Origin of the sequence: Photorhabdus thracensis (assembly GCF_001010285.1) — a bacterium.
GTDB lineage: Bacteria > Pseudomonadota > Gammaproteobacteria > Enterobacterales > Enterobacteriaceae > Photorhabdus > Photorhabdus temperata.
Genome location: NZ_CP011104.1, coordinates 3,308,162 through 3,327,892 on the forward strand (window position 1 = coordinate 3,308,162; position 19,731 = coordinate 3,327,892).

The following is a 19,731-nucleotide window of genomic DNA, read 5'->3' on the forward strand; positions in this document are numbered from 1 at the left end:
ACAACAATTAAATTACATAATTTGAAATATTAATGTAACTTACCACTTTTTTCATTAATTAAAGAGAATATCTCTGTGATACATCACTACCTTTTAATATGTGATAATTGGAAGCTTCAATTTTATATTTATCTCATTAGGTATTATTAGGAAATACAAATAAAAATAGTAAGTATGATTTTATTCTTCAAAAATAACGACAAGACAGAAACCTATAGATATTATTGAATAATGAAATTATGAATGTGATTTAAATTAATGCGGTTAATTCCCCCCTCTCGCGCCACCATTCGCCCTGGCAGATTGCGATCTCGATAACGATAAGCCTGAGTTGACCAGCGTTCAGGTGGCACTGGAGTATGATATCCATAGTGATATTCTTTACTCCAGTTAGCCGTTTACCAGATTATTGTGCTTACTCATTAACACCATTCGGTCGGGCTGGGAATGCATTTCGGCGGATGAGGCGGCAATCCTGGCGTCATCAATGACTGATAGCTGATACCACTATTCAGTAACTGATAACGCAAACCACTTGGACAAGTGGTGGCATCATTCATCGCCTGAGTGATATCGATCGTTACCCCAAAAGCGATATTGACCGGCTGTAATGTATTATCAGCCGCAGTACGGATAACACGTAATGGCGATCCACCGCAGATTTGCAGGTGGTTATTGCCGATTTCGCTTACCCGAATCACAATAAAGTTACAGTACCCCCGATAACTCAAATCGGTATCCGGCGGCTGATTGGATATGACCCAATACTGATCATTTTGTTTATCAATGATTTTGGCGCCAGACAGCAGATTATAGCCATTATCGGTAAATACTTGACGCAATTCCTTTGAGATCACGCCACTATCTAATGAGCTCGCCAGCTTAAGAGCGGCACTGAATAAGGGAACACCTGTCAACTTCTTGCCTGCTTCCTCAAATGATAAAGCCACCGCGCCATTAGTCAGATTAGCGCCGGTCAATTTGGCTTCAGTAAAGATAGTGCCTTGAATTGAGGCAAAGGCTAGAGATGCCGGTTTAAGACCTTGGGTTGGTTCCAACATCGCCTTGCTAAAGTTAGTTCCCACCAGATTGGCATAGGATAAATTCGCCCCATATAACCGCGCCTGAGTGAAATTCATGGTAGCTAAGTTCGCATTCGACAAGTTGACCTGTTCCAGATTGGCGTTGTCGGCTTTGGCGTTACTGCCGTACCAATGAGCGCCGGACATATCAACCGCATAGAGATTAGCGCCAGTCAGGATAGCATTGGGCATAAACGTGTTGGCAAGAATTGCCACATCGCCACCATTGTCTTGAGTAACGTCTAATTGCCCATTCTGATAGTGAATAAATAACGGTTTACCATCATGTTCAACTAACCAGTTCTGGCCTGGCTGACGAACCAACACCTCTGCCTGGCCGTTAATCAGCACGTTACCCTGATACAACAGATTGCGTAATTGTTCGGGCAGTTGCTGATTATCCAGCGACTGAGCATCGGCGTCATCCAAACATGCCACTGTGGATAAAGCACCAAACTGAGCGCCGGTCAAATTAACATTCTCCAGGCTAGCATTGGACAAATTCGCCCCTACTAAGGAGACATTACCCAAGATAGTGGCACCGGCCAGATTAGCGCCTACCAGAACGGCGCTATTGAGTGACGTATTATCCAGATTCACCTTCTTCATCGACGCCATCAGGAATATGACTTGATCCAACTTCTGCCCGCTCAGATTAACGCCATCCATCTGTGCCTGAGTAAAATCGGTTTTAGCAGTAATAGTAGCATCAACCAAATCCATCCCTGTCAGTACCGTAGCCAATAAGGTACTGTCGCTGAGGTTTAGTTGGCTATAACCCGTGGTTAACGATAGACGGGCATTGGTCAGATTAGCGCCACTGAAATTAACATTATTGATATTCGCCCCGGTAAAATCAGTACCGGCTAATGTGGCCTGACTAAAATTAGTCGCTTGCAAGGTGGTATTTTGCAAATTCACCAATGTCATGATTGCCTTGGTAAAGTTGCAGGAAGCCAGACTGGCGTCGCTTAGATCAACATTAACCAGATTCGCCTGAGATAAATCGGCATTTTCCATTATCACTGAAGATAATAACGCTCCAGAGAAATCCGCACCGGGTGCTTTTAGACGATTAAATATAGGCTGACCACCGCTGTTCTCACAGCCACGAAAAATGGCATTGGGTAGTTCAGCGTCAGGCATATTGGTATCACCACCCACGATACACTTTTCAAAAAGCGTATTTTTACCATGAATATTCGTTAGATCAGTTTTGCTTAAATCACAACCACTAAAATTGCAACCATCAGCTTTGACATTAGTTAAATCAGTGTCAAGCAATGTCGAACCACGCAGGTCAGCATTGGACAAATCGACGGCCATCATCACCATATTATTCAAATTTTCTTCGGCGAGATAAGCCAAGCGCAGATCTGAGCCCATCGCTCCCCAATCTTTTAGAAATTCCAAATCTTTTGTCACTATAGTACGAGTAAATTGGGCTGTCTGGGGCGGATTGTCACTGACCGCTTGCCAGACCAACCCAGATTGTTGCGCCACCAAATAGTTGTTGCCACTGCTACTGATACGGCACAGGCGAAATCCAGATCCCATCTTTTCCAACCGGATCTCGGCAACCGCGCCATTGCGCGATTGATTAGCTTGAGGAGTATTACCGCTCGCGGCCAAGTATTGACCATTGCCCGCCTGTAACCAAAAACTACTAATGCCATAAGCATTAATCATTTGATTTATCGCCCCTGATTGCTTGGCTGAAAGGCTGAGCGTACCATCCGTCTGAACAGTAATCAGTTGGCCGGAAGTCGCTGCAAATTGCCATTTACCGGCAAAAGATCTGGATTCACTCATGTCATTATCCTCTTGATTGAATTACAGAAACCTTTCCGGCTCTCCCGGCCTGACCACCACTGGCGCTAATACCGCCAATGCCATATCCCCCATCGAGTGCATGTGAACCATCACCATTTACACCCCCGCGCCCAGCAATCCCCCCAGCGCCACCCGGCTGTCCGACGCCGCCATCCCCGCCATCAGAAGTGGCAGCTACCGGTTTCGGTAAGCTAGTCTGGACATATCTGACCCAAACATTACCGCCATCGCTGCCATCGCCGCCATTGCCTCCATTTCCACCATTGCCGCCGTTACCGCCGGTACCACCCGACATCCCTGACGATGATGAACTACCACGGCCACCATTACCGCCATCACCACCATTGCCGCCATAACCCGCCGTACCACCATTACCGCCACTACCGCCACTATTGCTAATACGCACCACACTCTGTACGTCAAAACGATTACAACGCAGGGCAAACCACCAGCTAGAACCTGATTGACCATCCAAGCCATTCTGACCGGATTGACCATCGCCACCAGGGCCGCCGGCAGTGGGTGGCTTGCGGCGAGAACCATTCTGGCCATCAACTCCCCGTTGACCATCAGCGCCATTGGCTCCATCGGCACCATTCACGCCATTAGTACCCAAAATTTGAATATCTGCGTCCATAACTCCTCCTTGCCGTTATTGTTTTTTGCCGTTGACATAAACTGAGCCTACGGTACCTGCTTTTCCGGCAGTTCCTGTGCTCCCCGATGTACCATTTTTACCTGAGCTACCATTGGAATAACCACTACCGCCGCCGCCGCCGACACCACCAGAACCACCATTGCCACCATTACCACCATTGCCGGCAATTGCCCTGGCCTTAAAGGATGCGCTCCCCCCTTCGTCGTAAGTAAAATAGATGTTACCGCCGTTACCCGCGTTACCACCATTACCGCTGGCGCCGCCATTGCCGCCATTGCCGCCATTGCCGCCGTTTCCAGCCCTACATTCGCTGGTAGAGCCACCGCCATTGCCACCATTCCCGCCATTGCCACCATTCCCGCCACTACCGCCATTCCCACCATTACCGCCTTGTGTCAGCATATTCACAAAGCCTGTAATGGTACCGATTTTAAAATTGACATCCTCTGCATCCCCTCCTTTCTCGCCGTCACTTCCTCTGGCGCCATCAGTACCACCGCCACCCGCAGTACCTGACGTAGCCTGCGTTGCACAGGAGTTTTTATTATCTTTACCAGGGTTACCATTACTGCCGTCTTTTCCATTGGAGCCATTGTTTCCGTTCCCGCCATTGCCTCCGTTCCCCCCAATATTTTCAATGTTCGGGCCATCATTATCCGTACCTAAGGTACTAACGATGATCACTTCGTTCGCCTGAACCGTGCCATTGGTGAGATAAATCACTTTACCGCCAGGTTGAATCGTTATCTTATTAAAACTCAAGTTAACAGGTTCTCCGTGACTCTCTTTACTTCCAACAATCAATGGATTACTGGCAGTGACAACGATATCTTCACCACTGTATAACGCGACTTTCATCGGGAAACGTTTAGCGTTCAGAATATCTTCATAATCTTTGACCAAAGGAGAATAACCATAGATATAAGCGCGGAAAGCTTTACATATATCAGCATGATTACCGGTGACATTCGCCAACCGTTCAGCAGAATAGGGTTCAGGTAACGGATGGTGTGGTTCCATTCCGCCTAGTCCATACTCACTATCAGGTACTCCCCCAAGCTCCTTCATCTCTTGTATGGTTTGTACGATAAAAAACGCGGGTGGCACAGTGGCTATTTTCGGATCGTTAGAAAATATCACCGGCCCGTCAAAGTCCGAAGTGTTCAATTGCTTTGGCTGCCGCTCGGTACCGGTCAAATGATAATGTTCACGCAATTCAGCCAAAGTTTCGTTAACCGTTTTCATTTTATTCATGGGAATTCTCCTGAGTTTTGGTATAAGTTTGTACGTTTAGAATCACAGCGGCGTCACATATCAGTTGCCCACCTTGCTTAAGCGCCAAAGTGTCAACCACCACCACTATCGGTCTTGAAGTCGGATTGCTAATGTTCAGAACCCCATCATCAGCAATCTCCAGTTCAGCAATCGCAAAAACATCAACGGTTGCCGGAAAGGATATCGGCGCTTCAACAGGGGGGATGCCAGAAAGGGTCAACAGCTCCGATGCTGACGACACTTCTGCCGTATAAGAAGGAGCCAGCGACTGTGGGTCGTCGGGCCGTAAAGAGCCTTGCGACGAAGATGCAACAACGACTTTCTCCGTTACATCGCTCTCTGGGATACCTAATAATTGCAAGACCTCTTTAAATCCTGAGCTATAATTTTTTAATGGCATAGTTGTCTCCGAGAAACTGTAAACAGAAATAATCTGCTGATTATCGCCATCCACGGTGCAAATAACTGGGTAACGGGTACTAACATCAGTAATGATGAAATAACCATTTTCATTGATAGTTTCGATAGTTGCCTTGTTACTAAGAGGGTGTTTGTTGTCAGCAAAAACTGCCCGGATTTTATCCATATCGTGTTGCTGGAATATCGGTAATTGATCGATACTCAGATCGAATATCGGCGTGGTTGGCGTCCACTGGCTGATCTGTGGTTGGGTACGTTGATTTTCACCCAAGAACTTGCCGTAATTCATCGCCACCAGGGTACGGAATGAATCTATTGCCAGATGTGCAGCAACAATATGCTGGCGTTTAGTCGGATCAGGGACTAACGTCGAATCAGGAACAGTCACCAGGAAAGTACCGTCAGGATTATAGATATCAAGGATATAATCCGTTGGCTCCCGTCCTGCGTTACGGTATGACAAGACATAAATATATCCCTTAGACTCAACCGCAACATCCAGATAAGTCATTCCGGTTGGCTTATTTAGTGGCATATAGGACAGATAATCCGCTACCGTAATCTGAGCAGGATTCGTTGCATTAAGGGTTAACAGCCAGGATCGAGCGCTGCTAAGATCATCAATTTGCCATTTGACACCTTGACCGATAGCGATAACCCGTACATTACTCAAATCGTTATATACAGATACCGTTTGTCCCTTGGCTGTCAGCGTGTAAGTCGCGGGTTTTTGCGGATCATATACCGACCAGCTCTGCCCTTGCTGTATTACGTTAACAATGGTACTGCCGACTGGGTCAATGTTACCGTCCGCCGTCTGGTTATAACTCAGGTAGATCCCATCTTCCGCAAAGGCGGCAATAATCTGCTCGTCTAGTACTCCAGCATTCAGCGAACGTATAAAGTTTGGATCACTGTTACTGAACAGGAATGTCAACCCCTGCTCACGAAATGCTTGCTGTAATGCCGGGGAAAACTCCTGAGCATCCAGTGTTGCCCGATAATCAGCGGTAGCAAGTTGAAACAGTGCTGCACCAGCAAAACTCGGGAATGGGTTCCCTTTAGTATCAAACGCCTGAATACGGGTATTGATTGTCTCCAATAGTAGTATGCGGCCATCTGGCGTTACGGTCAGGGCAATTGGCCCATGGGTTAACCCTTGCCGAATCCCTTCTCCAGAGACAATCTGTGCCGCTGGAGCCTGATCATCCGGATAACCCTGATCACCCAACGCCAGAATCTGCATCTTGCTATATTGCCAACTGACAGCAATGACATAGCCGCTTGGATGAACCACCATCGCATCAAGATGCGGAATGGTGAAAGTCCCCCACGAAAGCGGATTATCCGTCAAACTAAAATTATGGCTGCCATCACGTAAGTCCAACCGACGTAAGTGATATTCACCAAACCGTGAATCAATAATAAAGTTATAAGGCGTGATGGTTTTTTCGTCCGGTCCAGCGCCGAAGCTGTTATAACTGATCAGGGGTTGTACTTTGAAACCCACCTCAGATAATTTCAGACGTTCATTCAATGTGTCGTTGCTCAGAGTGGAAATGTTTTGCAACACATACATCTGGCCGCTATTTGGTGGACTTAATGGATCTTCTAGTGGAATATCCTGACCGGAAGCTTGATAGCAATAACCAACCTGATAATCCGAATTCAATATTGTCATATTGACCAGCTTACAGATGTTCTTGCCCACATTGCTGCAATTGAGTGAAGACTGGGTTTCCAACGGCACGCTGCCTTCAATCCACTGGTATTCTTTTTTACCGCTATCGTAAGACAACTGTTCCCAATATTCGTATTGAGTCACCTGAGTCAGAGGTACCAACATCTCTTTTATATTGCCACTAACGCGCATGATGCCTTCATTAGGGTCGTCTGGCTGCGCATTCAGCAGATCACTGGTGTAGCTGCCCGCTAACCAGCCAGTGGCTGAATAGACATTAGCCTTGATTTTGAGTGTTCCACCCCAGCCAACCGAATTGAAATTAAAAGATAGCGGCGTACTGGAACCCGTCGCGGGTAATGGAATAGTCTGGGTATAGTAGGTACCGTTGGTATATTCAACCGTCACCTGGCACTGTACTGCCACCGGCGGCCAGATTGCGGTTTCCGGACGGCCCACTTCACCATGAGCAGGATCAGGATGCAGAGTAAAAGCAAGCGTCATCTGACGCTTGATATCCACTTCCAATGTGGCGGGCGAGGAAAGTAATTCACCTGTGGTTACAGTGATCTGTGCCACATCCAGCGCAATCGCAGCTAACCGGAACGCCCAACCAACCACCGGAACCGCCTGCGCGGCCGCACTGGCTGCTACCTGGGCTGTAACATAAGTCGCTAACGCTTCCATCCCTTTTTTAGCCAGAATACCAATGGCAATACTGGCTAAACTGGTTAGCACCTTTTTAGTATTGAATAACGCTGAACCAACAGCGGCGCCACCGCCAATCAATGGGAAAGCAATACCGGCCAGTATGGCAACGTTATCCTTATTAGAAATAAAATCTTTATACCACTGGCTGTTAGTTACCATGGCCCCAGCTAACATCATCAGAGCCGGAATACCGTATTGGAACATACCGGTCAAAATCACACCCGGCCAAACAATCGGGTTCTCCCAACGGGAGGTTCCCAGGCCGCCAAACAAGAATTTAGCTGCCTGGGCTTCAGCCGGCCAGGGCAAGCCAAATTTAGTGGGATCAGTGGGCATCGGGATCCCCATGATCGTATTGACATTAGCCAATACGCCCAGGGCCTTTTGTGATGGCGTTTCGAATAACGCGGCCAGCTCTTGAGGGAAATAAAATGGCCAATCACCGTCAACCTTTGGATTATCGATCGGCTGTTCCATCTTCGTGTCTTTAAAGAACTGAATATAGACACCTAGCTGACGTAAGTAGTTGTTTTTAAAGTCAATGGAAAAATGGCTTTGGCTGCTATCGTAACGGATGCTGTTGGCATACACATCCATACCGTGATTAGGAGTACGGTTGGTGGCAGTCCAGATTTGGCTGGTGTCCCGCTTAAGAGCCAATGCTGCTGCCTGATCTTTGAATTCGGCAACGTCCAGAGACGCACTTTGGCTGACACTCCAATTATGATTTTGCAAACGACCATCATCACGCGAAGTTCTCAACGCATTGGACGCGGGTGAACCTGACCCTCCCTCTGTTTCATCCGATAAATTATATTGCATCACCGGATCACCGGCGGGAAAAATCACCTGTCCATCTTGACCGACCCAATCAAACTCGTAGAACATTTCTCTGCCATCAGGGGCAACCAATTGCCCATAAGTGGCAAACCCCCCGGTTTCCGTCGCTGGCCCTTGACGCGATATCGATATAGCCAGTTCATAAACCCGGTTATATTGCAACGGGTCTATTGCCTCCGGTGGGGCAATATGTGCATTCATGACAATTGATGCCGAATAGGCCTGACTGTTAGCCAATTCCGGATGGGAAAACACAATAGAGCAGGCAACATCCCACGGCGTTTTCATTTCATTAGCTGCAACCAACAGATCACTGCAATGAATAGAATTTAGCGCCAAATGTTGACTATTAACACCAAAAGCACTGAGTTTGCCAGGTAAAGCCATACCCACATTATTTACTGCGAGTTTTTCTATATTACGTTTAGCATAACGACGTAAATGAGCATTAGGGACATGGTAAGAAATATGGTAAAGAACCGGCAATGAAGAACGATAAGGTCCAGATTTATCACCAACCACTTTAATCAGAGTAACGTGATGAGGTAAAAAATAGTGTTCAGGTACCTCAGCAAAATGGCTAATATTGTGTGATCCGTAACGCAAAACCATATCCAGAGCTGAATTCCCGGCAGCTGACTTGGCTAAACTTGATTCATCATGTTCTTGCAACGGTATATTATGTTCACCAACCCAAAGGCTTAACTGGCTGGATTGGCTACGCAAATGGCCTTGAGCTAAATCAAAATGTAGAATATGTGTTTTCATTTGGATTTTATCTCTCTAAATGATTATTTTCGTTATCACAATAAATACTCAATAACCGTATAAATAATTCGGCGGAAAACTTTGAACAAATAATTCTCATGAGAATTAATATATCCCCTTAAAAACTTAATTTTTAACCAAAAATACCTAGAGTTGAGTAGAAAAATATTTATCTACTTTACGGAAAGTAATTGGATATGGCATTTGAATTCCACAATTAATAATATTAATGTGATTTTCAGTTTTTTCCATTAACTAAAGAAGATATTTGTGTGACACATAGCTAATTTTTAATGTTAGCCAATTAGGATTTTTAATTTCAGAATTCTATTATTAGCAAATAAAAACAAAAGAACAGCAATAAGACATAATGATATTTTCCAATAATTACAATAAGATAAAAAACACAGGTGTTGTTTAATAATGAAATTATAAACATGAGTTAAATCAATATAGTAAAATAATTATACAAAATTATAAAAACTAAATTTCAACAATAAAACCCAACTCTTAAATAAATTAATCTCATAAATAAATTTTTAAATGACATACCAGAATATCATTCTATTACTAATCATAATCCACTCTGTTTACAATATTTTCTAATTGATCATTACCCGCCTGCAACCACAGGCGAGCAATACCCCTAACTCTTCTATAAAAGTATCTCGTGTTATTACTGCTTTTTATCGTTAATATAGACAGAACCCATGGCACCGGTTGCTCCGACAATTCCATCTTTACCCGATATCCCCATCAGACAATAATGTTCACGCAATTCAGCCAACGTTTCAGCAACAATATTTACTTTATTCATAAGAAATCTCCTGAGTATAAATGTGTAGTTTTAGAATCATCTTTCCGTTATATAACTTCCCACGATATTTTACTCTCACAAAATCCCTTTAAATCCAGAACATTAATCATTCAATGATATATTTATCTCCGTTTAGAGAAAAGGCGTATGGGAAAAGATAATTTATTGCCTATCGTTGTTCACAATGTGTATTTTCACTCTCATCTTATCTTCTTGCGTAATTATTTTATTAATTATTTCAATTTAAACTCTATACAATTAAATATTGCCAGCACATGAAAATAAGATAATCAATTATTTATAATAATATTTTTAATTAAATTATAACCAAATGAAAATATAATAAAACAAATAACAGTAAAGAATCTAAAGAAAGTTCCTAAATTTAGGTTTGTTATCAATTTATAATTATTAAAAATAGTATAGGGTGGGAGGTTATTTTCAGAATACTTTATATTTAATAATCTCGGACAGTCACTCCAGAAAGCAATACCAAATATAATCAGCATAACGCGGTGCAGCCATTACCAACGGCTGCACATAAAACTATCAATACTCAAGCACTTGTTGTTTCTGTGGCGCTTTCAGTAAACGCCAGGCGATCAATACCACGACGCCGGTCAATACCGCTGTCATCCAGCTCATCATATGAATAGCGTTGGTGAAGGATTCCGCTGCCGCAGTCATCAGTTGTTGCCCTTCCGCCTCAGCTAATGAGTTCGCTACAACGTAAGCACCAGCCAGAGTTTCTAATGCCAACCCTGTCTGTTCGTGAGAGATCCCATCCGGCAATTGCAGAGTGACACGATAAAAAGCGGTCACCAATCCACCGATAATGGTCGTGCCAAGTACAACACCCACTTCATAAGCAGTTTCGCTTATTGCCGATGCCGCCCCGGCTTTAGATGACGGCACTGACGAAAGCACCAGATCGTTAGACACCGACGCAATCGCACCTACACCAACATTTAATAATGCGAACGCAATCACTAGGGTGGTTAAATTGCTACCAAAACTGGCTACCAGGAGAAATGCAATGCCCGCAAAAGCAAGCAGCATCGGTACAAGGTAATAAGCCGGCACCCGTTGTGCAACAGGCACTATCGCCATGCCAATCACAATTGCCATTATTTGTCCGGGGACCAGCGCTAAACTGGCCGTAATTGGCTTCATACCCAGTACAATTTGCAAGACCTGAGTGGCAAAAAAGACAAAGCCAACCAGCAAGGCCAGACTCAATAAGTTGACCATAATCGAACCGGTGAACATACCATTACGGAACAGTGAAAGATCCATCAACGGTACAGACAGACGCCGCTGCCGGCGAACAAATAACACGCCGGCAACCAAACCAACAGACAGTTCCAGTATTACACTTATTTCAAACCCGTCACTGGCAAGATGTTTAATCGCGTAAACAATACCAACCATGGCGATGATCGATAACACAACGCTATACCCATCAATAATACCCGTCTGTTTTTTATCGGACTCCGGCAATAACATCGGTCCGAAGATCAACAATGGCACCAATACCGGTACTGCCAATAGGAAAATGGAATTCCAGTCAAAGAATTGCAACAGAACACCACCAATGACAGGCCCCAATGCCGAACCGACAGTTAATGTTGTCGCCCAGATAGCAACAGCTAACCGACGCTGTTCACGATCCTCAAAAAGAGTGCTGATTAAAGCCAAAGTTGAAGGCATCAGCATCGCACCAAAAAACCCAAGTACGGCTCGCCCTCCAATTAATTGTCCGGGTGAAGTTGACAGCGCGGTTAACACCGAAATAACGGTGAATCCCAAAGATCCAAATAACAGCAATGAACGATGGCCGACACGATCACCAATACTCCCCATTGATACCAGTAAACCCGCTAATACCAGTGAATAAGCATCAATTACCCATAATTGCTGACTGGCGCTGGGTCCCAGCGCTTCAGCAATTTTCGGTAACGCAAAGCTTAAGATCGTATTGTCCACAGTCACCAACAATACTGGCAACATCAATATCAGTAATCCCAGCCAATTTCGGAGTCCTGCCCGCCCGTTAGCCTCAGCAACTCTATTTAATGACATCCCCTCAACTCCTTTCCTATTATCATTCAAGCGTTGAAAAAATATGCTGGCAATCAGCAGCACTCATATTGAGCTGTTCCCCCAGTTGTTGTGCAATGTGTCTGAGGTTATTGCCAAATTCAGTTTGATCGCCAGCCTGCACTATTGAATCTAACTGTTGTATGGCATGCAGTAACTCCTGACGCGGTTCGGCAGCCATAGGGTTTTCATATTGAACGTCCCAGTACACTTCCATTGGATTGAGTAAAACCCTTGATAATAACGCCAGCATGGTACGCATTGGCGGTGGTGCAACAGTCGCCAGAGCACCAATATCCAACGGGCTTTTCGCCAGAACCAGGCCAAAAATCAATATCGCGGCATGGGGTAAAGCCTGACAAAACGCCATCACCCGATCATGTTCCTCCGGCGTCATTCTACTGATGCGCATACCCGCCTGCGTTAATACCCGCTCAATCCAATGTTCGTTAACATGACAGTTATCAAGAATGACTGCAACTGGCCTTTTTTGCTCCGACAAGGATGGCGAGAACATCGGGTTAACACCGATGAAAGGCTGCCCAGGGGCGGCAGCTCTTAAAGCGGAATGGAAAGGCGCCTGAACCGAACAGGTTGACACTATCTGTACATCATCACCAACCGCCGATAGCACCCAAGGCAGAGCCTGTATTGCAACCGCTTCCGGTAAGGCAAAGACGACCGCTTTCGCCTCAGTAAAAATCGCCTCAGAATCAGCCGCAGGATTTAAGATATCAAGCTGGCAGCAGAGAGAATGCTCTCCCTGCGCCCGTTGGTCAACACGGTATACTGTGCAACCACTTTGAGTAAAAAGGCGCGCCAATAAAGAACCAATAGCCCCTTGCCCACCAAGCATGACGACTTTATGGTTACTCACACTTCCTCCGCTATATGACTAAAACTGAAATAGGGCACACTGGCCTTGACCAATGTTTCTTCAAATTCACCATAAGGATCGGAGTGAGCGACAATGGCACCGCCAATGCCGAACTCGGCACATTCTTGATGTAAAACCGCCGTTCGGATAACAATGCTTAACTCTGCTTCACCACTGAAAGATAACCATCCAAGTGCACCAGAGTAGACACCGCGTGCCGATGACTCCAAAGAGTCAATGATCTCCATTGTGCGTTTCTTCGGCGCGCCAGTCATTGATCCTCCCGGGAAACAGGCCCGGATGGCTTCCATTGATGAAGTGCCTTCACGTAATTCCCCGCGTATTGTTGAAACCAATTGATGCACAGAAGAAAAGCTCTCAACTTTAAATAATTCAGGGACATGAACACTGCCGGGACGACACACCTGATTAAGATCGTGGCGCACTAAATCCACTATCATCAGGTTTTCAGCTCTATCCTTGGCTGACTGACTCAATTCCACCTGAAAATGCTGATCATCAGCTTCCGTTCTTCCTCGTGGCCGGGTTCCCTTAATCGGTCTGGATTCAATACCTCCGGCCTCATCAATGCGTAAAAACGTTTCCGGCGATGCACTGAGTACGGAAAAATCCCCACATGCCAGATATGCGCCATAAGGCACGGGGCTGGCATGACGCATTCGTCGGTAAGCGTCCAATGGCAGTCCTGAATAAGCCATCTTCGCTCTATTCGTCAGACAGATTTCATAAGACTCGCCATCTGTGATGTATTGAAGTGATTTATGGATCTCATCCATATACTTCTGAGCCCCATATTCCAGACGAATTTTACTCTGATCGACAGCGCCAGGAATAAAATCAGGTATCACCCCACCGGTATTTTTTGCAATGGCCACTACAGGTTCCGACGGCCAATTTTGTGGCTGATCTACTGGCGTGATAAGACACTCATAAAGCTTATTCTGCTGGTGATCGAAGACAAAAAAATGCAGGGTAAAGATTAAACTGGCATCAGGATGTTCTGAATAATATTTACTGCTGCCAATTGTCAATGCCTTTAATTCATATCCCAAGTAACCAACAAAGCCACCTTTAAAGACAAATGGCATCTGTTTTGGTGTGGAAATTTTCACTCGATCGAGCAGTTCAGACATCAATGAGAAAAAATCACCCTGAACAATCCTTTCACCATCAGGACCAGTCAAGCGCAAACTCTCTGTCTGTACACGGTATTCAAGCCTGACAGCACCCGGTTCATTACCACTTCCCATGATTGAAAAGCGGGCATTGGGCCTGTCCGACTTTTCGCTGTCCAGCCAGAAAGAGTGAGTATCATTGCCATAATATTGAATGAACAGAGATTCAGGATCGATAATGCCCTGACATTCACGATAATTCAGGTTGAGATGCTGCTTTCCGCCCACCGCCAGATAAGCTTCATGGGCAGAAATACACTTATTCTGAGCGGTAATTTCCTGCCCGTTATTCTCTTTATACGTCTTTGTTATACGAACAAAATTACTCAGTAATTCACGCCCATATTCAGAATCAATCGACTCAGGATGAAACTGAACACCCCAAATCGGTCTTTGGGTGTGCTCAATTGCCATAATTAAGCCATCATCAGTCCAGGCGGTGCATTTAAGATTGTCAGGCAACCGGGTACAGACCAGCGAGTGATACCTGACCACTTCAAATTGCTCAGGCAAACCGAGAAATAATCCCTCCCCGGTATTCCTGATGCGACTGCGATAACCATGTACCGGATTAGGTGCATGTTCTACAAAACCACCAAATGCCAGGCTAATACCCTGATGACCAAGGCAAATACCCAATAGTGGAATTTTGGCACGGGCAATGACTTCCGCACAGACGCCAAAATCGCTGTTTTCAGCCGGATGCCCTGGCCCTGGAGAAAGCACGACAGCATCATAATTGTCTATCGCCAGCGCTTCATAAGTCAGAGAATTGGTGACGACAGATGGCACACTCCCGGTAACTTCATACAGATATTGAGCAATGTTTTGCGTAAAAGAATCATAATTATCAATGAGCAGTATTTTCATTATTCTTTGCTTTCTCGTGTAGCAACTGATCAATCAGCTCTTCTTCTCGACGGCAGGTTTCTTCAATAACCAGTTGAAATATTGATTCAGTGTATTCAGGCCGTAACCCAAAATCCGTTGACTTATCCCGCAACATATCCAATAACGAGGTAATACGTTGTGGCTGCATCATCGGAATATCCTGTTCCGCCTTTATCTCAGCGATTTTCATACAGATCTTCATACGTTCAGAAAGAAGCGCCAATATCTGCATATTAATAACATCCAGAGATTCCCTGTGAGGTTGCAATATGTCCTGCTTATCTATTATTGATTGCGTCATATATTTGGTCTTCATCACTGGTTTATTTCAATCATTTTCATCAATAAATTTATGTCACTTATACCTGTGGAGCGATAGCTTGTGGCTCAGACCAATTCAGCCCTTTTTCCCGTATTTTGAGTAAGGTATTTGCTAAATGCCTGATTTCACTCTCCTTATGCTCACTGGAGAAGGCAAAACGCAACATGGCATTGCCATCCTGGACCAGTGGATAAAATACCGGAAACAATAAGATGCCGTTATCGCGCAGCAGACGTGCAGCTTCAAGCCCTTCAGCTTCATTTTCAAATAAAGCACCACGAACAGGAGATTGCACACTGGCATTCATCAGGCTATTACCCGTCAGGGAATCAAACAGATTGACGTTCTTCCATAGCTGTTCCTGCCGTATTTCTATTTCAAGGCTAAGATGAAGTTTTGCTGCGGCAACGTTAGCGGCCAACATCGGCACCATAATCGAATGACCAAAAACCAGAGGATTAGCCAAAGTACTAATCACTTCAACATCATCGGTACCCGCAACAACCACAAAACCGCCCGCACCACCAAATGCTTTGGATAGCGAACCTGCCAATATGAGGTTGGGTGGTAAAATATGGTCAAGTGCAGCAAAAGCATAACCTGCACCATGACGCCCTACAATGGAAATACCATGAGCATCATCGACATAGACATAGCCTCCGGCAGCAGCCAATTTTCGGGTTAATTCTGCAACCGGAATCAAACCATTCATTGAGCCAATACCATCAATCAGCAGAATAGGGGTACGCTGATTATCTCCACAGTTCTGCAAAGCTTGCTGCACCGACTGTCCATCAGTACTATCGACCCGCGATACTGGCCCGAACTGCTCGAGAATACCGCGTAATATCTGCATAGATGCATGAGCAGTTTTATCCACCAACCAATGTACTGGCCGGGTAAGTGGATAGTTAGGTAAAGAACCACTGCCTAATAACGGCAATACACCCAGGTGAACGTTACTGGTGGAAGTGAAAACAGCAACGGAGCCACCTTGATAAATTTCTTCCAGCAACTCTTCCAGTTGCCTCAAATATTGTGGGCGCATCGCACCACGGGACGATGACAAATGTATCCCTGTCCGGGCCATTGCCTGATTTGCTGCTTCAATTAATGCAGGATGATGTTCTAATCCCAAATAAGAGCAGGAAACAAATTCCGTAAAAACTTTGCCTTCTTCTGTCGTAATTTGCTTACCTTGACGTTCTACTACCGTGAAATTGGTCAGCCCTTCATCAATAGCTTGCGCTAAAGCGCCGGTGGTCCGTGACCTGCGAATCGTCATCCAGTCCTGCTTCTGTTTTACATCCATTATCTAGACTCCTACTGTCTGAGTTCAAATGAGCTGACAACCTACAGTGATTACCGAACTGCCTGTTGTGTCAGAAATATCTTTATCAATAATTGTCCGGACTAAAGAAAAACCAGCGTCTGAAAATAGTGTTCTGACGCTCTCCTCCTGACTTTCACCATGTTCGATAACCAACCAGCCATTTGATTGCAATAGCTGTTTAGCTTGTTTGATAATCAACCGTGTTAAATCGAGCCCATCATCCCCGGAATACACTGAAACATAAGGATGATGTTCCTCCCACTCCGGTAATATTGTCTGCTGCTCTGGAACGTAAGGCGGATTAGCGACAATTAACGCTACCGACCCGTTAAATTGAGAAAATGCCTGCCAATCCCATAAATCGGCTTTTAATGCCTCCGCTTTAACCGCCCAGCCAGCCAACCGGGAGATATTGCGTGTCAGGTATTGAAAAGCGATGTCGTCATATTCAACACAAGTGACCTTTAAATCCGGGCGACGTTTAGCAATGGCTAAACCGATAGCACCACTCCCCGAACATAAATCCAGAACCCCAGATCCCTGAGGGACTTCATGTTCATTCTCGAGCCATTTATGGATAATCTGACTATGAGGACGCGGAATAAATACCCCCGTACCGACCACCAAAGGCAGTTCATCAAAATCCGCAATGCCGACAATATGCCCAAGAGGGATCCGGTTACAGCGCTCATGAACCGCAAGCATAAATTCATTGCGGGCGCGATCCTTACAGCGCCTCTCCAGATAACGGTCAATCAGGCAATCAAGATCGGTTTCCACATCCCAAACGCCAGCTTCTGCCAATAATTCCCTGGCCTTATCAATAGCAGCTTGATCTTTCAGCGAAGCATTCATGACCATGCCTCGTAGTAACTACGTAACCGTTCACGCATAGATTCATAAATATAAGAGAAAGCAACCAGTTCTGGCGGTGGTGTGAACTGAGGATGAAGCGATTCAATCAAATCCTGATAATTGCGTGTCATGCCTTCATTCAGCAGTGGCAACCAATAAGGTTTGATATCCCAGCGATATTCGTAACCTGTGGCAAGCATTTGCTGGACGGTTTCTTTAGCCATCACTTCACGGGAGAAACCCACTAATGGAGGACGAACCGGGTTGAAGGAATCCAGGTTGATTTGCGTATTTTCTATTCCAGTCAACGCATTAGCAACATAATCTGCCAGTAACGGTGACTGATGTAAGCCATCACGGTAAGTCCCGGTAGCCAGCCAAAGGCCATTCACACCACATTCACCAATCAGTGGGAACCCATCAGCCGGGATTGGCCTGTTACCGACCTGGATTGAAAGGATCTCAGCATCATGTAAGTTAATATCCAACTGATCTAACGCACAATCCAGCAGGAACTGCACATCAGAAATCAGCGCCTGACTGCGTGGTTTTTCAGCCAGAATATTCGTCGCACCCAGATAGAGAACACCATCACCGCGGGGTACACAATGCAGCCCACAAGCAAATGCTCGATTAGGAGTACGAATGACCGATGTCGGCAATTCTCTGCCTTTTGGCATCTTGACCAGAATGGATACCCCATAGCCGGCAAATATCGGCGGGATCTGCCGAACAACAGAAGGGATATTTGATAACAGATCCAACGAGTGCGCACCGGCGGCGACCACCACCTTATCCGCCATTAAATGCTCACCACTCAGCAATTCGACACCAATGGCTAAACCGTCTTCAATCAGCACACTCTTGACATTCTCGTCTTTGAGAACGCCACCTTCAGCAACCAATGCCGCATCCAGCTTTTCCAGCAATAAATGCGAATCCAGGGCATGTTCATCAGGGATATATAAAGCCCGAAGCGGACGCACCAGATCATTAGGCTTTAACCATTCAATTTCACGCGGATCAACGGTTTCATAAGGGGCCGCATATTCGTTCAGGGTTTGTTCAATAGCGTCATAATTGATACTATCAATCTCTTCCATCCCGGCGGTATTCAGTATCACATGAGTCCCTTTAGCGGTGAACAGAGATCGCGTATCACCAGAAGAATCAGCTAATCGCTGCGCCCAGTCAGGCCAAAGCTCTTTGGAAATACAATCCATATTCAATTTCAACTTACCGTGTTCACTCGCTAATAAGCCACTGGTAATTTCGCCAAAACAACCATTCATCGCACCTGCTGCTTTGGAGGCGGCATTGGTTCGATCAGTACTGCCAACCCTACAAACTGAAAGATTTCTGCTTGCCAGCTCATAGGCGATTGAACCTGCAATTGCCCCTGAACCAACGACAATAAAGTCGTATTTCACTTATTTACTCCTTTATGGCCTATGGCCAATTTATTTTAAATATTTTGTCAACAACGACGGATAAATAATTATTACCCTCTTGCAGTGAGGATATTTTTACTGTTTTACAACAATTGTAAAGAAATAGCCTTGTGTTCATCAGTAATTAAAATGACGAATCACACTCAGATTTATGCTAAATCTAAAAACAAACATGCGATAACAAATCATCACATTAGAAATAGTTTCAAATCATTATCAGATAAATATAATCACCCATAAAAACCAATTTAACAAACGTTGCAATTTAAAAAATAAAGTAAAAACAATAAATTAAATTATTTATCAAAGATACTATTTCTATTTAAAATAAATAATAACAAATGATATTATTAGGTTTGAAATAACATTTACAAATCAGGAGAGAACAATAGTCATCAAATACAAAACTGTCAAATAAATTTAATCTTATATTATAAATAAAAAAATCATATAAATGCTTTCAGTGTAAAATAAAAACAATTTATATTTTAATTGTTACGGGGAACAATATTCTAAATGTCTTTTATTCTTCAATAAAAAAACAAAAATTCTCAAGAAAGGTGTTTTTTTAAATTTATATTCGACATTAATTTTCACCAAAATATATAAGATAGAGACAAA

At 44.7% G+C, this 19,731-nt stretch carries 12 protein-coding genes; all 12 read right to left on the bottom strand.

The window, feature by feature from the left end; all coding sequences use genetic code 11:
- Window positions 1–422 precede the first annotated feature (422 nt).
- Window positions 423–2,894: a pentapeptide repeat-containing protein gene (locus VY86_RS14245; protein WP_046975427.1), complete on the bottom strand. Its 2,472-nt coding sequence runs from the start codon at window positions 2,892–2,894 to the stop codon at window positions 423–425.
- A gap of 4 nt (window positions 2,895–2,898) precedes the next feature.
- A complete protein-coding gene (locus VY86_RS14250; protein ID WP_052760850.1) occupies window positions 2,899–3,552 on the bottom strand; it encodes a hypothetical protein in 654 nt (217 codons plus the stop codon).
- Window positions 3,553–3,567: 15 nt separating this feature from the next.
- Window positions 3,568–4,827, bottom strand: coding sequence for a hypothetical protein (locus VY86_RS14255; RefSeq protein WP_046975428.1), 1,260 nt, complete (start codon window positions 4,825–4,827; stop codon window positions 3,568–3,570).
- Window positions 4,820–9,268 (bottom strand): C-type lectin-like domain-containing protein, encoded by a 4,449-nt coding sequence (locus VY86_RS14260; protein ID WP_046975429.1) that lies wholly within the window; start codon window positions 9,266–9,268, stop codon window positions 4,820–4,822. The genes VY86_RS14255 and VY86_RS14260 overlap by 8 nt, the downstream gene beginning before the upstream one ends.
- 676 nt (window positions 9,269–9,944) lie before the next feature.
- Entirely contained in the window at window positions 9,945–10,085 is a 141-nt protein-coding gene (locus VY86_RS24855) for a hypothetical protein (protein ID WP_158019968.1), read from the bottom strand.
- 549 nt (window positions 10,086–10,634) lie between these two features.
- Window positions 10,635–12,167, bottom strand: coding sequence for an MFS transporter (locus tag VY86_RS14265; RefSeq protein ID WP_046975430.1), 1,533 nt, complete (start codon window positions 12,165–12,167; stop codon window positions 10,635–10,637).
- Between the two features lie 22 nt (window positions 12,168–12,189).
- Window positions 12,190–13,062, bottom strand: coding sequence for a prephenate dehydrogenase dimerization domain-containing protein (locus VY86_RS14270; protein ID WP_046975431.1), 873 nt, complete (start codon window positions 13,060–13,062; stop codon window positions 12,190–12,192).
- Window positions 13,059–15,128 (bottom strand): aminodeoxychorismate synthase component I, encoded by a 2,070-nt coding sequence (gene pabB, locus VY86_RS14275; RefSeq protein ID WP_046975432.1) that lies wholly within the window; start codon window positions 15,126–15,128, stop codon window positions 13,059–13,061. The genes VY86_RS14270 and pabB overlap by 4 nt, the downstream gene beginning before the upstream one ends.
- Window positions 15,109–15,450 carry a chorismate mutase gene (locus VY86_RS14280; protein ID WP_228940366.1) on the bottom strand — a complete coding sequence of 114 codons (342 nt, stop codon included), beginning with the start codon at window positions 15,448–15,450 and terminating at the stop codon, window positions 15,109–15,111. The genes pabB and VY86_RS14280 overlap by 20 nt, the downstream gene beginning before the upstream one ends.
- 58 nt (window positions 15,451–15,508) lie before the next feature.
- Window positions 15,509–16,783 (bottom strand): aminotransferase class I/II-fold pyridoxal phosphate-dependent enzyme, encoded by a 1,275-nt coding sequence (locus VY86_RS14285; protein WP_046975434.1) that lies wholly within the window; start codon window positions 16,781–16,783, stop codon window positions 15,509–15,511.
- Window positions 16,784–16,807: 24 nt separating this feature from the next.
- Window positions 16,808–17,659: a HemK/PrmC family methyltransferase gene (locus VY86_RS14290; protein ID WP_046975435.1), complete on the bottom strand. Its 852-nt coding sequence runs from the start codon at window positions 17,657–17,659 to the stop codon at window positions 16,808–16,810.
- The gene (locus tag VY86_RS14295; RefSeq protein ID WP_046975436.1) at window positions 17,656–19,089 is read right to left on the bottom strand and encodes an NAD(P)/FAD-dependent oxidoreductase; all 1,434 of its coding nucleotides are present in this window, start codon (window positions 19,087–19,089) and stop codon (window positions 17,656–17,658) included. Before VY86_RS14295 ends, VY86_RS14290 begins: the two co-directional genes overlap by 4 nt.
- Between the last annotated feature and the right edge of the window lie 642 nt (window positions 19,090–19,731).